Genomic DNA, 14,885 nt, shown 5'->3' on the forward strand with positions numbered 1-14,885 from the left:
GCAGGCGGAACCCGAGCCGCTCGGCGCATGGCCGCCGGAAGGTGCGGAATCGGTCGCGCACGACGGGCACTACGCCGGCCTGATCGAGCGAGGACTGCGTTACGGCCCGGCCTTCCAGGGCTTGCGCGAAGTGTGGCGACGCGGTGACGAGGTCTTCGCCGAGATCAGCTGCCCGGTCGACACCAAGGGTTTCACCGTGCACCCGGCGCTGCTCGACTCCGCCTTGCACGCCCTCGGCTTCGCGGCCGGCGTCCCCGCCGTCGACGGCCCGATGCTGCCGTTCAGCTGGACCGACGTGACCGCGCATTCCGCGCGCCCGGCGGCGTTGCGAGTTCGCCTGCGCGGCGAGCTGGGCGGCTCGGTGCGGCTGGACGTCGCCGACGACCACGGCACTCCGGTGCTGTCGGTGGCCTCCCTGGCACTGCGGCCTGCCGCGGCCCGCGACGGCGTGCCCAGGGACGCGCTGTTCCGGGAGAAATGGGTCGAGGTTCCCGCCACCGGCAGCGCCGCGGGCACTGTCGTGGCTGTCGGCACGGACACCGCACGGTTCCCCGCGTACGCGGACCTGAACGCGCTGGCCGCCGCTGTCGTGGCGGGAGAACCGGTGCCGAACGTGGTGCTCGTCGACGCTTCCGAGGGCTCGGTGCGGGATTCCGCGCACCGGGCGCTGGCGCTGGTGCAGTGGTGGCTCGCCCATCCGGCGTTCGCCGCGTCGAAGCTGGTGTTCCGCACGACGGGCGCGGTCGCGGCCAGAGGCGGCGACGAGCTGCGCGACCTGGCCGGCGCGGGCGTGAGCGGCCTGGTGCGCTCCGCCCAGACCGAGGAACCCGGCCGGTTCGTCCTGCTCGACGCCGACGAGGTCACGCCCCTGACCGTGGCTGCCGCGCTCGGCACCGGCGAACCCGAACTCGCCCTGCGCGGGGGAGTGCTGCTGGCGCGCCGCCTGGTGCGGGCGTTCGCCCCGACGCCCACGCGGTTCGCCGGCGCGGACGACGTCGTGCTGATCACCGGCGGCACCGGCACCCTCGGCGGACTCCTCGCCCGCCACCTGGTGACCGCCCACGGCGTGCGGCGGCTGGTGTTGCTCAGCCGCCGCGGCTCCGCCCCGGAACTGGTCGCCGGACTCGCCGGGCTCGGCGCGACGGCCGTCGTGGAGTCCTGCGACGTCACCGACCCGGCCCAGCTGTCCCGCGTGCTCGCCGAACACCAGCCGACCATCGTCGTGCACGCGGCGGGCGCGCTCGCCGACGGCGTCGTGGCGGCCCAGACCCCGGAGCAGCTGGACGCAGTGCTGCGGCCGAAGGCGGAGGCCGCGCTGCACCTGCACGAACTCACGAAAGACAAGCCGCTCAAGGCGTTCGTGCTGTTCTCCTCGGCCGCGGCCGTCGCGGGCAGCGGCGGCCAGTCGAACTACGCCGCCGCGAACGCGGTCCTCGACGGGCTCGCCCGTCGGCGGCACGTACTCGGCCTGCCCGCGCTTTCGCTGGCGTGGGGGCGATGGGCCGAGCGCAGCGATCTGACCCGGCACCTCGCCGTCGGCCCCGACGAACTGGCCACCGAGGAAGCACTCGCGCTGTTCGACGTCGCGGTGTCGCTGCGCGATCCCGTGCTGGTGCCCGCCCGGTTCGACCCGGAGGGCGCCGGGGATCGGCCCCTGCTGCGGGAACTGGCCGAACGGCCGGACACCGAGGACGGCGACCTGCGGCAATGGCTGGACGGCCTCGACGGCCAGGAACGGGAACAAGCGCTGCTCGACTTCGTCCTCAGCACCGTCGCGGGCGCGCTCGGGCACGAGGACGCCGCGGAACTGCGCCCCACCGCCGGATTCCTGGAGATCGGCGTCGACTCGCTGGCCGCGGTCCGGATCCGCAACCAGCTCGCCGGGGCGCTGCGGCTGCGGCTGCGCGCGACGGTGACCTTCGACCATCCCAGCCCCGTGGTGCTGGCCCGGCACCTGGCCGAACTGCTGGCCACCGGCGCGGAGGAGGCGATCGACGAGGAAGGCGCGCGGATGCGCGAATCGGTGCTGATCGCCCGCGACTCCGAATGGCAGGCGACCCGTACCTTCGCCGACTCCGTCGCCGATTTGGCCGAGCGGCCCGTCCCGGTCCGGCTCGCCGGCGGCGACGCGCGCACCGCGCTGGTCTGCGTCCCCGGCATCGTCGGCATGTCCGACCCGGTGCAGTTCGCGCGGCTGGCCAGGTCCTTCAAGGGCGAGCGGGACGTCTGGGCGGTGCGGCACCCGGGGTACCGCCGCGCCGAGGCACTGCCCCGGACCCGGGAAGTGCTGGTCGACCTGCACGCGGAGGCCCTGCGCGCCGAACTCGGCGACCAGCCGTTCGTGCTGACCGGACTGTCCGCGGGCGGACTGGTCGCGCACCAGATCGCGCGCCGCCTGCACGAACTGGGCACCCCGCCCGCCGGGGTGGTGGTGCTCGACAGCTACGTGCCCAGCGAGCATCAGCGGCTGGTCCGGCTGCTGCCGGGGCTCGGCGAGGAAGCACAGGCCCGGATGGACAACCCGGACCTCGCGGTCCCCGGCGACGACGGCTGGATCACCGCGATGCTGCACTACCAGGACTTCGACTGGGCCCCGGCCGAACTGCCGATCCCGGTGCTGTTCGTCCGCGCCGCCAAGCCGCTGGAGGGCTGGCCGTCGGACTGGGCGCCGGTCTGGCCGTTCCCGCACACGCTCGCCACCGCCCCCGGCAACCACTTCACCATCCTCGAGGAGCACGCGGCGGACACCGCGGCGCTGATCGGGGCATGGCTGCGCGACACCCTCTCGCCAGCGGGCGACGAGCAATCCGACCGGACGACCACCTGAGGGGATCCACCGTGCCACCCATGCGAACCGCCCGGCTGGCCGGGCACACCCTTGGCGAAAGCCTTGCCCTGCTGGCGAAATCGAGCCCCGAGGCGCACGCCAGGTTCCCCACCGCGGGCGACGGGATCACCGCCGCCGAACTGGACCTCGCCGCCACCGCCGCCGCGCACGAGTTCCTCCGCGCCGGGGTGCGCCCCGGCGACGTGGTCGGCGTGCTGGTGCCGACCGCGGCCCGCTTCTTCACCACGATCTTCGGCCTCTGGCGCGCCGGGGCCGCGGTGAGCGTGCTGCCGGTGCAGGCCGGATTCGCGGACGTGCCCAACACCGCGCGGCGGCTGGCCCGCATCGTGACCGCCGCGGGCATGCGCAACCTCGTGCTCGACCCCGGCTACGCCGAACTCGGCGAGGCGCTGCGGGAACTCGGCACCGGCGTGGCGCTGGTGCCGCCGCCGGACCCGCACGGCACCGGCGACGCGCGCTCGCTGCCGACCGTCGAACCGGACTCGCTGGCCGTCGTGCAGTTCACCTCGGGCAGCACGAGCCTGCCCAAGGGCGTGATGCTGCCGCACGCCACGACCATGGCCGGACTCCGGGCCTGCGTGGTCTCCGGCGCGTTCAGCCCCGACGACGTGTTCCTCCAGTGGGTGCCGACCTTCCACGACATGGGACTGATCGGGCTCCAGTCGCACTGGCTGAACGGCGCGGACGTGCACGTCTTCGCGCCGACCACCTTCCTGCGGCGCCCGGAAGCGGTGCTGGCGCACTTCGCCGAGCACCGTGGCACCGTGATGACCGGCCCCAACTTCTCCTACGACTACCTCGTCGACCGCGTCCCCGCCGAGCGGCTGGCCGCCATGGACCTCTCCAGCTGGCGGCTGGCCTTCAACGGCGCGGAACCGGTCAGCGCGGCGACCGTCCGCCGGTTCGCCGAAGCCTTCGCGCCCGGCGGCGTGGACCCGTCGGTGATGTACCCGGTGTACGGGATGGCCGAAGCCACGCTGTCGATCAGCTACCCCAGCCCGGGTTCCCTCCCGCAGATCCGCGCGGTGGACCGCCAAGAGCTCAGCGGCACCGGCCTCGCGCGTCCGGTGCCCGAATCCGCGGGCGCGGCCAAGCCGGTGGTTTCGGTCGGCCGCGCGGTGCACGGCATCGAGCTGCGGGTGATGCGCGACGACGGCGCCGTCGCCGCCGACGGCGAACTGGGCGAAATCCAGATCACCGGCGAAGCGGTGACCACCGGCTACTTCCGGGACCCCGAAGCGACCGCCGCGGCGTTCGACTCCGGCTGGTTCCGCACCGGCGACCTCGGCTTCGAATGGGACGGCGAGCTGTACGTCACCGGGCGGCGCAAGGAGATGGTCGTGGTGCACGGCCAGAACTTCTTCCCCGACGACGTCGAGACCGTCGCCCGGACCGTGCCCGGGATCTACCGCGGCCGGTGCGTCGCCTTCGCTGACACCGACGACGAAGGCGGCGAACGGATCGGCGTGATCGTCGAGACCGCCGAAGACGCCGCCACGGTCAGCGAGGCGGTCCGTCGGCGGATCGCCGCCGAGGTGGACCTGCCGCGGGTGGCGGTCTACCCCGTCAAACCGCGCTGGATCCCGCGCACCACCAGCGGGAAATGGCAGCGGGTCCTGGCCGCGCGGCTCCTCGCCGAGGGCGCTGGGGGCACTGCGGGCGCCAAGGACCGGGCCGAAGTTTCCGAGACCGCACCCGACGCGCAAGGAGAACGAGTGTGAACACCAGGACGACTTCGCGGGCCGGCGTGCCCCTGCTCGCCGACGAGCAGATGCACAGTGCCCGCATCTTCGCCGAATACCAGCACGCCACCTGGGAAATGCACCACATCCCGTGGCAGGAGTTCACCCCGCAGGCGGTGCGACCCGAGCACGTGGTCTTCGCCAAGGGCGCGATCATCGGCGAGTCCAATGTGGTCGCCGCGACGCACGGGCTGCTCAACGAGTTCGGCATGGACTACGACTTCTCGCAGTTCACCTGCATCTGGGGCTACCAGGAGATCCAGCACCACCTCGCGTTCCAGACCTGGTTGCAGCTGGCGGGCCACAGCATCGAGCACCGCACCATCGCGTCGATGCGCGAGGCGTACCCGCCGGGCGTCACCCGGGCGGCGACCTTGGCCACCAACGTGATCTGCGAGGTGCTCGCCACCCACGCCTACAAGTGCGTGGCGCGCAGCATGGAAGAGCCGGTGCTGGCGGAGATCCTGCGCAAAGCGAGCGGCGACGAAGCCCGGCACGCGCGCGAATTCGTGTACTACACGGCGCAGCAGCTGGCCGAGCGGCCCGAAGAACTCGCTTCGGTGGTCGAGACCCTCTACATCTACATGGGCACCACCCGCGACCTGTACCGCCACCCGGTGAGCCGCTTCAAGGGCAACCTGCCCGAGCTGGAGGGCCACGAGACCATCGACGAGATGTTCGCCTACTTCGCCGAGGTCGACGAGGACGGCGCAGAGTGGGCGAAGTGCTGCGAGCAGCTGTTCAAGTACTTTTCCACGATCACCGGGTACAAGCTGACGAAAATGGCCGACGTCCGGCGCGCGATCGCCGAGGAGTCGATCAAGGCCGAGGCGGCCGCGGTATGACCGTCGCGTCGTCTCCGCCGGGGGAGGAGATCGAATTCCCCTGGCACGCCGAACCGTCGTTCAACTGCTTCGGCTGCGGGCCGCGCAACCCGGTCGGCCTCAAACTGCGGATGCGGAAGCTGCCGAACGGCGAATTCGGTGCGGTGACGGTGTTTTCGCCGGACTACGCGTCCTACCCGGGGATCGTGCACGGCGGCATCGTGCACGTGCTGCTGGACGAGGTCATGGGCGACACTCTCGCGCTGGTGCACGGCATGCTCGCGTTCTCGGTGAGCCTGAGCAGCCGGATGCTGCTGCCGCTGCGCGTCGACGTGCCGTACACGACGGCCGCGCGGATCACCGGACAGGGCAACGGCGTGCTGCACACCGAAGCCGAGATCACCGGACCGGACGGCGAGGTGCACGTGATGGCGCGTGGCACCTTCCAGCCGATCCGCTCCGAACAGGCGAAGGACCTGATGGATCTGGACGAGGCCGCGTTCGGCCGCGTCAGCCACTATTTCGACCACGGAACAGGAGAATCATGAGCACCGACACGATCACCCGCGAGGAGATCGCGGCCGCGACCGCCGAGACCCTCGCCGGGGAGCTGAAGATCCCGGCCGCCGACATCGCCGCCGACGACGTCCTGCGGGACCTGCCCGGCGCGGACTCGATGAAGATGCTGCGCGTGGTGTCCAAACTGGAACGCCGGTGGGACGTCGAGTTCGAGGACGAGCAGATCTTCGCGGTCAAGACCGTCGACGAACTGGTCGAGCTGGTGCGGAAGGGCATCGGAGACGAGCTGGCGGGGTCATGACCGCGACGACCCCGCAGCAGGCGCGCGACGCGACGAACCAGCATTACGAGCTGCCCCCGGAGCTGTTCGCGCTCTATTTGGATCAGCGGTTGAAGTACAGCTCCGGGCTGTACGACGCCGAGCACACCGACCTCGACGACGCGCAGACGAACAAACTGCGCTTCGTCGCGCGCGAACTCGGCCTGCGCGGCGGGGAGCGGCTGCTCGACATCGGCTGCGGCTGGGGAAGCCTGCTGCTGTTCATGGCACAGGAATACGACTGCCGCGTGACCGGCGTGACGCCGTCCGGACCGCAGGCGGACTTCATCCGGGCGCGCGCGGAGGAAATGGGCGTCTCCGAACTGGTCACGCTGGTGCCCGGGGCTTTCACCGGCGTCGAGGTCCCCGGGCCGTTCGACGCGGTGACCATGCTGGGCTCGATCGTGCACATGCCCGACCGGACCGACGTGCTGCGCAAGGTTCGCGGGCTGCTGCGGCGGAACGGGTCGCTGTACGTGTCGGAAAGCTGTTTCCGCGACCACGAGACCTACCGCGAGTTCTCCCGGCGGCCCGGCACCGTGCACGTCACCGACGGCATTTTCGGCTTCGCCGACATGGTGCCCGCGTCGGTGCTGGTGGAGGCGATGGAGGCGGCGGGGTTCAGCCTCGCCGGGCTGACCGACCTGACCGCGCACTACCACCGCACGATCGAGCAGTGGGAGGAACGCGTGCACGCCCGGCGCGAGCGCGTCGAAGAGGTCGCGCCCGGTATGAGCGAACCGCTGGTCCGATACCTGCAGACGGCGAACGCGGGCTGGGGCTACACCACCAAGCACTACGCGTTCACCGCGGTCAAATCGCGCATGGGCCCGACGGAGGTGCGATGAACCCGGCCGCGGAGCCCGGCATTCGTGCGGGACTGCCGCCGGAGGAGATGCGGCGGCTGGCCGGCTTCGCGGTCAGCCGCGCGGGCGCCCGGCAGTGGTCGGTCGACGATCTGGCGTGGGACGCGCTGCGCCCGGAGGAGCTGACCGAGACCGACAGCTCGGTGGTCCGGTTCATCACCTTCATCGAGGACCACATTCCCGGGTACCTCACGTATTTCCTCGAAGCGTTCCCGGTCTCCGGCGGCGATCAGGCCATCGAGGAGTTCTGCTTCAACCGGGAGTACTTCCGGTTCCTGATCTCCTGGGCCAACGACGAGGAACGGCACGCCTCGGTGCTGACCAGGTACCAGATCGAGGCGGGCATCAGCGATCCGGACACGCTGATGCGGGAGCTGGCGGAGGAGGGGCGGAAGAAGTTCGCGCTGCCCTATGAAACGCCGGTGCAGGCGTTCACCTACACGCTGGTGCAGGAGAAGGCGACGCAGCTGTTCTACCAGCGGTTCAAGGCGGTCGCCGCGGAGCCGGTGCTGCGCGATCTGCTGCACCGGCTGGCCCGTGACGAAGCCCGGCACTTCGCGTTCTACAGCGAACTCGTCGGCGCCTACGTCGAGCGCCACGGACTCGGCGCGACGGTGGCGGACCTGAAGGACGTGCTGGCCACGTTCCGGATGCCGCTGGCCGACACGCTCAAGGGCTATTGGCGGTGGTCGATGAAGGTCGTCGACGCCACGTCGTACGACCACACCGAGGCCTACGACGCGCTGGTGCGGCTGGTCACCGGCTTCGCAGGCGAGAGCGGCCGGGCCTCCGCCGCGGACCTGACCGAGTTCGTGCACCGGATCCGCGCCATCTGACCAGGGACGAGACGAGATGAGCACACTGTTCGACCCCCGCGACCCCGCGGTACGCACCGATCCGTACCCGGTGTACCGGAAGCTGCGGGAGACCGATCCGGTACACCAGTCGGACTTCGGGTTCTGGGTGCTCTCGCGCTACGCCGACGTGGATGCCGTGCTGTCCGCGTCCGGCGTGTCCAGCGAGTTCTACCGGAGCCAGAGCTGGACCGAACGGCGGGGCGGCCCGGACAGCCCGCTGGTGACCAGCGTGCGAAGCTGGATGCTGATGCTGGACGGCCCCGCGCACCGGCGGATCCGCGCGGTGATCGGGAAAGTCTTCACCCGTGCCGCGGTAGACCGCCTCCGCCCGAGGGTGGCGGCGGAGACCAACCGCCTCCTCGACGCCGTCGGCGAGGGGCCCACAGACTTGATCGCCGACCTGGCCCTCCCGCTGCCGGTCACGGTCACCTGCGATTTGCTGGGTCTCCTGACGGAGCATCGGGACCAGTTCCGCCTGTGGACCGAACAGATCAGCCGGGTGATCGACCCGGCGATCACCGTCGAGGACTCGGCGGAGATGAACCGGGCGGAGACGGAGTTCCGGGAGTACGTCAAGGAGGAGCTGGACCGGCGCCGGGCCGAACCCCGAGAGGACATTCTGTCGCTGCTGGCCCACGCTGAGGTGGACGGCGTACGCCTGAGTGACCACGAGATCATTGCGAACATCCTGTTTCTGTTCGTGGCCGGTCATGAGACTACGGTGAACCTGATCGGGAACGGGTTGCTCGCGCTCTTGCGTCACCCGGACCAGTTGAAGCTGCTGCGGTCGAATCCGGACTTGATCCCCGGTGCGATGGATGAGCTGACGAGGTACGACGCTCCGGTGCAGATCGTGTCGCGGCTGCTGGACGAGCCGGTGGGGCTTGGCGAGGCGGTGTTGCCGGCGGGGTCCAAGGCGATGCTGTTGTTCGGTGCGGCTTGTCGGGACCCGGAGCGGTATCCGGAACCGGATCGGTTGGATGTTACTCGGGGTGCGGTGAAGAATCTGGCGTTCAGTGGTGGGCCGCATTATTGCTTGGGTGCGGCGCTGGGGAAGATGGAAGCGGCGACGGTGTTGCGGGAATTGCTGGGGAGGTATCGGGGGATTGAGATGGTGGATGAGGGGGAGTTGCGCTGGCGGGGGAACGTGAGCTTTCGGGGGTTGGAGAGTTTTCCGTTGATGCTTAAGCATTAGGGGGAAGGTGTTCGGTGGGGTGGCGGGGCTTCACGAGGTTTCAGGCCCAGCCGGTTTCGTAGTTCTCGGGCGCGAAATCGCCAGGGCTCGCACCGGTGCGGAACGCTTCTTCGCATCGCGCGGCGTACGCGGCGTTCTTCTCGCAGTACGGACTCGCGGGGATGTACATGACGTTGCCCCAGCCCTGCTGGTCCTCGACCCCGGCGACGGAGTGGATCACGTCCCCGTGCCACCAGACGGTGTCGCCGGGCCCGACCTCCGGGATCGGCGTGAGCGCGGGCAGCAACGGCGCGTGCCAGCGTTCGTTCACCGGCAGGGCTTCCCCGTTCGCCGAGCCGCAGAGGTCGTCGTCGGCGACGTCGTCCTGCAAGGCGCGCAGCAGCAGGTAGACCATCGCGGACGGGATCGGGACGACGTGCAGGACACCCTCGGTGGGCCGCATGTCGGACAACGCCGTCCAGCCTTGGAAGGTGCGGAACGCGGAGCACATCACCGTGGAGGCGAACTCGTGGACCTCGGTCCGGTAGGCGCCGTCCCACGGGTCGTACGCCTCGACGTCGCCGTCGAAGACGTGGCGGAACACCTTCTGGTAGGCGGGAAGCAGCCAGCGTTCGACCGAGCCGGAATCGGTGTGCGGTGACAGGCCGTCGGAGCTCGTGCCGGGAGCACGACGGCGGACGCGATCGGGATAGGCGGTGTCGCGAGTGGGGTCGAACCACACCCGGCCCTCGGATTCGTGCTTCCAGAAGCCGTTGAGGAAGCCGCGTACCGCGACCATGTTGGCGTCTGCGCGCGCCTCCCTCTGTGGCCGTGACCAGTAGATCGGGAAGATCGCGGGTTTGCCCGCGGCGAGACCGCCGAACACGCCGTCGTCGAATCGGCGATACGCCTTCTCGAAGTCGTTGCGCTCCAGGTAATCCGCCAGTTCACGGTCCCACGCCTCGGCCCGCTCACGGGGGAAGGTGTTCTTGATGACCGCGCAGCCGCGCCGGCGAACGGCGGCGACCAGGTCTTCCGGCACGGTGCCGGCGGCGACGTCCTCGAACCGGATGATCGGCCAGATCTCCTCGCCGCTTTCGCGGAGGGCGACGATCTCGGCCACTTCGGCGCGCATCAGTTCCTCGGCCCTGGCGAACGCGTCCGCGACGTCTCCGATGCGGGCGCGGAGCCGGGCCTTGGTCTCGCGGATGGCGGCGGGGACGTCCGCGGGGAGTTCGGTGGTCAGGGTCATCGCTGGACCTCCGGTGATTTGGTAAGGTCACCTAACTAGAACCGTCCTGCCAAGGTAGACCGGTGAAAGAGGGGAGCGCAAGGGTGCCGTTGCCGCAAGCCGTCCTGCGTGAGGCCACCGACCGCCGTCTGCTGGAGGAGGTCGTGACCCGGGGCAGGGTCACGAGGGCCGAGCTTGCCGCGACGACCGGGTTGTCGAAGCCGACGGTCTCCGAAGCCGTGCGCAGGCTGACCGAAAGCGGTCTGCTGGAAGCCACCGGGGCGCAGGAGACCGGGCGGCGGGGACGGGTCGGCACCTTCTACGAACTCGGACCGTCGGCGGGCTGGGTGCTCGCCATCGAGGTCGGCAAGGCCGGGGTGCGGGCGTGGTCGGCCGACCTCGCGGGCGCGGTGCTGCGCGAACACGAACGTCCGGCCGGTGTCGTGGGCGATGTCGAAGCGGTGGCCGCCGCCCTGCGTTCGGTCGCGTCCGACGCGGTGTCCGAAGCGAGGGAAGGGGTTCTGCGCGCGGTCGCCGTCTCGATGGCCAACCCGGTCGACCCCGAGACGCACGACGTCATCGCCGTCCCGGCTTCGCCGTTCCCCGAAGGTCTCCTGAGCCCCGCGGACATCCTCGACGGCATCGTGACGGCACCGGTCTTGGTGGACAACGACGTCAACCTCGCCGCGCTCGCCGAACAACGCGCCGGTGGCGCCGCTGGGGTGTCGAGTTTCGCCTATGTCTACGTGGGCGCGGGTCTCGGTGTCGGGTTGTACATCGGTGACAGGCTGGTCCGCGGCGCACACGGACTGGCGGGGGAGATCGGGTATCTGCCCGGCGCCGGTCCGGGCACGCTCGCCGCCGAGCTCGCCGCCGGAATCGGTGGTGCGGGCGCGCGATCGAACGATGTCGCGGCGGCCTTGCGGATGCTGGACGAGGGCGACACCGAGGCGATCGGACGTGCCGTCGCGCGGGCGATCATGTCGATCACCGCCGTCGTCGATCCGGAACTCGTGGTGCTCGGCGGCCCAGTCGGTGGTCATCCGGCACTCCTGGAACCGGTGCGGGCCGCGCTCCCGCCGAGTCCCACCCGTCTCGAATACGGGACGCTCGGCACGCTCGCTTCACTCCACGGGGCTACGTTTTCGGCATTGGAACACGCACGGACCGCAGCTGTCCGGGTGATGTCGGGCTGAAGCCGGTTCCGTCACTCCCGTTGTCGCTAGTCTTGATCTTCGACTGCGAGGGAGACTGAATTCATGGCGGAATGGGCCGATCTGGTCGCGTTCGTACGGCACGAATACCGGGTGGTAAAGGACGAACCGGACGAAATTCGCATCCGGTTGTCCTACGGCGACGACGATTACGAAGAGCGCGCTCAAACGGTCGTCATCGCGCGGGAGATCTTCGACCGCCGCGAGGACTGGGTGCAGATCGCGACGCCGTTCGCGCGGCTCGACGAGGTCGACCTGGCGACCGTGCTGACCGAGATCGGCAACACGATCGTCGTCGGAGGGCTGGTGATCATGGGCGAACACCTGGTGCTGCGCCATTCCCTGCCGCTGGTGAACCTCGACATCAACGAGTTCACCGACCCGCTCGAACTCGTCGCGGGCTCGGCGGAGCTGCTGGAGCAGCAGTTCACCGGACGCGACGACTACTGAGCCTGACGACCTCTTCGAAGGACGTCACGCGTTCGCACTCCTCTTCGGTGAGCTTGTTGATCGCCGCCCGGCACGCCTGCGCTTGGGGCGTGCCGGGCAGTTCACCCTCGAGGAGCCCCGGAAGGCCGAGCTCGAAACCGCAGCGGGCCCGGACTCCGTAGCGATGCCGGGAGCGTGCGACGGCGGTGGCGACGCGGAGCCCGTGCTCGGTACCCGGCCGTGTCGCGGGCCTGTCGATTTCGATGGCCGCGAACCGGAAACCGTCGGCCTGGGCGCAGTTTCCGCAGTTCGTGGGACCCGCGCCGAGCTCGCCGCCGCATTCGGCGCACGACAGCCGGATGAGAGCCGCGTCGACCACGCGCCATTCGAACGCGGAGGTGTCGGCGACGACCATTTCGGCCAGGTCGGTTTCCTCTTTCGTCCCGGCGGCGACGCCGTATTCAGCGAGGAACAGCCGCCAGCGATCCTCGATGCTCGCCTCTACGGCGACCAAGGCTTCGGCGGGGCGGCCGCCGCGCGGGAGAGCGGTCATGGGCAGGACCCTAAACCGCGATCGCTACTTCCCGCGGACAAGGGTGTCGGCGTCGATGCAGAGGTGGCCGTCGCAGGGAACGACCGTCAGTTCGTGGGTTTCGAGAGAGGCGCGGCCGTCGCGGTAGTGCAGTGTGACGCGGACCCGGACGGTCGTCGCGGAAGTGGCCGACGCGCTGTGGACGTCCACAGCGCTGATCCTGCCCCAATGGGCCTCGTAATCGGTCAGGCCGCGGCGCTGGAGGTTCGGTCCGATGAGCGGCCAGCCCGCCCGGGTGTCCGGCATCAAGCGGTAGTAGCCGGTGACGAACTCGGTGATGTCCTCGTTCACGACGGGCCGGGGCACGGTGGAAGTCGTGGTGGGGACAGGAAGCGTGGTAGTCGTCGACGAGAGCGGGGGCGCCGGGCGCGGTTCGGTCGCGGCGGGGAGCGGTGTTCCGGCGGTCTGGATGGAACCCGCGAAGTGGACACCCACGAAAATGGCCGCCAGCAGGGAACCCGAGACGCCCAGGATCAGGAACACCAGCCAGACGTTGACCTGTGAATGCTGGACGTTGTAGACGTTCGTCGTGGTCGAGGCTTTCGAGCCGCTGCCATCACGGCGGGTCATGACCTGGGAGACGGCGCTGACGATCCCGGTCGCGAGGGTGAACGCGACGACGAAACCCCAGGCCAGGAAACTGGTCTTGAGATCGGTCGCGAAATTGATCGCGGTGCCGAGGGCGGCGGCGATGAAGGCGCCGAGCAAAGACCAGAACCACACAGAACCCGCCCGGTTCAAGATCGTCTCCCTCGCAGTTCGCCGAGACCGTCGGCTTACAACTCGTGGGGCGGACTGGCCTTGTTACGACGGACGGGGTCTGTGGCTCTATCGTGATTGGTATGCACGTACTGGGGGAGCGGTGGTGACTTCGTCCAAATGGGGCGGCCTCGTCGCCCTGCTCGCAGGATTCTTCGTGCTCCTGCTGGACACGACGATCGTCGCCGTGGCGAGTCCGAGCATCCAGGCCGATCTCGGCGGGGACGTCGCCGCGCTGTTCTGGGTGACAGCGGGATACTTGCTCGCGTTCTCGGTTCCGTTGCTGGTCGCCGGGCGACTCGGTGACCTTTTCGATCCGAAGCGCGTCTATCTGTTCGGCATGGCGGGCTTCGCCGTCGCCTCCGCGCTGTGCGGGCTCGCGACCTCGATCGGATGGCTCATCGCCTTCAGGATCCTGCAAGGCCTGGCCGCGGCCGCGATGTCCCCACAGCCGCTCACGCTGATCCGGCGGCTCTTCGCCGAAGACGAGCGAGGCCGCGCCTTCGGCATCTGGGGCTCTGTCGCGGCCGCCGCCACCTTGCTCGGCCCCATTCTGGGCGGATTGCTGACGGCGAGCCTCGATTGGCGCTGGATCTTCTGGGTCAACGTGCCCCTCTGCGCCATCGCCGTCGTCATGGGGATTCGCCTGATTCCGGGTAGCCGCGGCGGCGTCGCGCGTTTCGACCTAGTCGGTGCCGTGCTGAGCACAGCAGGTCTGAGTCTTCTCGTGTGGGCACTGCTGTCCTGGAACTCCCTTTCGCTGCCCGCGACAGTCCTCGCCGTTGCCCTGCTCGTCGGTTTCTATTTCCGGGAACGCAGCGAAGGAGCCGACGCGCTCGCGCCACTGTGGCTCTACCGCTCATCCGGATACCTGTCGGCGAGCCTCGCGATGGCGTCCCTCGGCGCGACGGTCCTCGCGATGGCGTTGCCCACCATGCTCTACATCCAAGAGGCGCGCGGTTTCGGACCGATCGAAGCGGCGATGGTCCTGGCACCGGACGCCGTCGTCGCGATCCTGTTGTCGCCACCGGCCGGCCGCTGGGTCGACCGGGTGGGAGGACGTCGCCCGGCCATCCTCGGCATGAGCCTGCTCCTGGTGAGCCTGGTGCTGATAGGCCTCGTGGTCGTCCTGGAGCTGAACCCTTGGTGGATCACGGTCGGCGCGGCGCTTCTGGGTGCCGCCAACGCCATGGCGTGGTCGCCGCTGTCCGCCATCGCGATGGCGTCGGTGGAACCGGGCGCGGCGGGTGGTGCGTCGGGTCTGTTCAACACGGTGAGGCAGGTGGGCGCGGTCGCGGGGGTCGCGGTGACCGGCGCGGTTCTGGCGGGTCTCGGGACGTGGCCCACGGTGGCGTTCGGTGTCGTGTTCGGATTCATCAGTCTGGTCGCGGTGGGCGGGGTTGTTGCGGCGCTTCGGCTTCCGGCGAATCCGCGGGTGGGGGAGCTGGTCGTCGAGGGGTGAGGCGTTGGGGGCGTGCCCCTTTGCTTTGCTCGTCGGTAATCCAGATAGG

13 protein-coding genes and 1 pseudogene are annotated in these 14,885 nt (G+C 69.8%); 11 read left to right on the plus strand and 3 right to left on the minus strand.

Going from position 1 to position 14,885, the window contains the following annotated elements:
• Positions 1 to 19: 19 nt before the first annotated feature.
• The 8 genes and pseudogenes from ACLJPX_RS17210 to ACLJPX_RS17245 form a co-directional block, all read left to right on the plus strand.
• A pseudogene (locus ACLJPX_RS17210) lies at positions 20 to 2,827 on the plus strand (type I polyketide synthase); the annotation flags it as partial.
• 20 nt (positions 2,828 to 2,847) lie between these two features.
• Positions 2,848 to 4,569 (plus strand): AMP-binding protein, encoded by a 1,722-nt coding sequence (locus ACLJPX_RS17215; RefSeq protein ID WP_410600962.1) that lies wholly within the window; start codon positions 2,848 to 2,850, stop codon positions 4,567 to 4,569.
• Positions 4,566 to 5,435, plus strand: a complete 870-nt coding sequence (locus ACLJPX_RS17220) for a ferritin-like domain-containing protein (RefSeq protein ID WP_400851232.1) — start codon at positions 4,566 to 4,568, stop codon at positions 5,433 to 5,435. Before ACLJPX_RS17215 ends, ACLJPX_RS17220 begins: the two co-directional genes overlap by 4 nt.
• A complete protein-coding gene (locus tag ACLJPX_RS17225) occupies positions 5,432 to 5,962 on the plus strand; it encodes a PaaI family thioesterase (protein ID WP_410600963.1) in 531 nt (176 codons plus the stop codon). Before ACLJPX_RS17220 ends, ACLJPX_RS17225 begins: the two co-directional genes overlap by 4 nt.
• A complete protein-coding gene (locus tag ACLJPX_RS17230) occupies positions 5,959 to 6,234 on the plus strand; it encodes an acyl carrier protein (RefSeq protein WP_395882574.1) in 276 nt (91 codons plus the stop codon). The genes ACLJPX_RS17225 and ACLJPX_RS17230 overlap by 4 nt, the downstream gene beginning before the upstream one ends.
• Positions 6,231 to 7,100, plus strand: coding sequence for an SAM-dependent methyltransferase (locus ACLJPX_RS17235; RefSeq protein WP_410600964.1), 870 nt, complete (start codon positions 6,231 to 6,233; stop codon positions 7,098 to 7,100). Before ACLJPX_RS17230 ends, ACLJPX_RS17235 begins: the two co-directional genes overlap by 4 nt.
• Positions 7,097 to 7,954 carry an acyl-ACP desaturase gene (locus ACLJPX_RS17240; RefSeq protein WP_410600965.1) on the plus strand — a complete coding sequence of 286 codons (858 nt, stop codon included), beginning with the start codon at positions 7,097 to 7,099 and terminating at the stop codon, positions 7,952 to 7,954. The genes ACLJPX_RS17235 and ACLJPX_RS17240 overlap by 4 nt, the downstream gene beginning before the upstream one ends.
• A gap of 16 nt (positions 7,955 to 7,970) precedes the next feature.
• Positions 7,971 to 9,170: a cytochrome P450 gene (locus ACLJPX_RS17245; protein ID WP_410600966.1), complete on the plus strand. Its 1,200-nt coding sequence runs from the start codon at positions 7,971 to 7,973 to the stop codon at positions 9,168 to 9,170.
• Positions 9,171 to 9,210: 40 nt separating this feature from the next.
• Here ACLJPX_RS17245 and ACLJPX_RS17250 read toward each other — a convergent pair whose 3' ends face one another.
• Complete coding sequence (locus ACLJPX_RS17250; protein ID WP_410600967.1) at positions 9,211 to 10,401, minus strand: YbiU family protein; 1,191 nt, start codon at positions 10,399 to 10,401, stop codon at positions 9,211 to 9,213.
• An 83-nt stretch (positions 10,402 to 10,484) separates the two neighbouring features.
• Between ACLJPX_RS17250 and ACLJPX_RS17255 the strand changes: the two genes are divergently transcribed.
• Entirely contained in the window at positions 10,485 to 11,576 is a 1,092-nt protein-coding gene (locus ACLJPX_RS17255; protein WP_410600968.1) for an ROK family protein, read from the plus strand.
• A 63-nt stretch (positions 11,577 to 11,639) separates the two neighbouring features.
• Positions 11,640 to 12,044: a hypothetical protein gene (locus tag ACLJPX_RS17260; protein ID WP_410600969.1), complete on the plus strand. Its 405-nt coding sequence runs from the start codon at positions 11,640 to 11,642 to the stop codon at positions 12,042 to 12,044.
• Here ACLJPX_RS17260 and ACLJPX_RS17265 read toward each other — a convergent pair.
• Complete coding sequence (locus ACLJPX_RS17265; RefSeq protein ID WP_410600970.1) at positions 12,022 to 12,576, minus strand: hypothetical protein; 555 nt, start codon at positions 12,574 to 12,576, stop codon at positions 12,022 to 12,024. The genes ACLJPX_RS17260 and ACLJPX_RS17265 overlap by 23 nt on opposite strands.
• Before the next feature lie 24 nt (positions 12,577 to 12,600).
• Entirely contained in the window at positions 12,601 to 13,356 is a 756-nt protein-coding gene (locus ACLJPX_RS17270; protein WP_410600971.1) for a serine/threonine protein kinase, read from the minus strand.
• A 124-nt stretch (positions 13,357 to 13,480) separates the two neighbouring features.
• Between ACLJPX_RS17270 and ACLJPX_RS17275 the strand changes: the two genes are divergently transcribed.
• Positions 13,481 to 14,836 carry an MFS transporter gene (locus ACLJPX_RS17275; RefSeq protein WP_410600972.1) on the plus strand — a complete coding sequence of 452 codons (1,356 nt, stop codon included), beginning with the start codon at positions 13,481 to 13,483 and terminating at the stop codon, positions 14,834 to 14,836.
• The last annotated feature ends 49 nt before the right edge of the window (positions 14,837 to 14,885 follow it).

The organism is Amycolatopsis sp. lyj-90 (assembly GCF_046549035.1).
Classification (GTDB): Bacteria; Actinomycetota; Actinomycetes; order Mycobacteriales; family Pseudonocardiaceae; genus Amycolatopsis.

Bases quoted from the DNA above. Each gene is read 5' to 3' on its own strand.
- ACLJPX_RS17240 (WP_410600965.1), top strand. From the start codon at position 7,097: ATGAACCCGGCCGCGGAGCCCGGCATTCGTGCGGGACTGCCGCCGGAG.
- ACLJPX_RS17230 (WP_395882574.1), top strand. From the start codon at position 5,959: ATGAGCACCGACACGATCACCCGCGAGGAGATCGCGGCCGCGACCGCC.
- ACLJPX_RS17215 (WP_410600962.1), top strand. From the start codon at position 2,848: ATGCGAACCGCCCGGCTGGCCGGGCACACCCTTGGCGAAAGCCTTGCC.
- ACLJPX_RS17250 (WP_410600967.1), bottom strand. From the start codon at position 10,401: ATGACCCTGACCACCGAACTCCCCGCGGACGTCCCCGCCGCCATCCGC.
- ACLJPX_RS17265 (WP_410600970.1), bottom strand. From the start codon at position 12,576: ATGACCGCTCTCCCGCGCGGCGGCCGCCCCGCCGAAGCCTTGGTCGCC.
- ACLJPX_RS17260 (WP_410600969.1), top strand. From the start codon at position 11,640: ATGGCGGAATGGGCCGATCTGGTCGCGTTCGTACGGCACGAATACCGG.
- ACLJPX_RS17235 (WP_410600964.1), top strand. From the start codon at position 6,231: ATGACCGCGACGACCCCGCAGCAGGCGCGCGACGCGACGAACCAGCAT.
- ACLJPX_RS17225 (WP_410600963.1), top strand. From the start codon at position 5,432: ATGACCGTCGCGTCGTCTCCGCCGGGGGAGGAGATCGAATTCCCCTGG.
- ACLJPX_RS17245 (WP_410600966.1), top strand. From the start codon at position 7,971: ATGAGCACACTGTTCGACCCCCGCGACCCCGCGGTACGCACCGATCCG.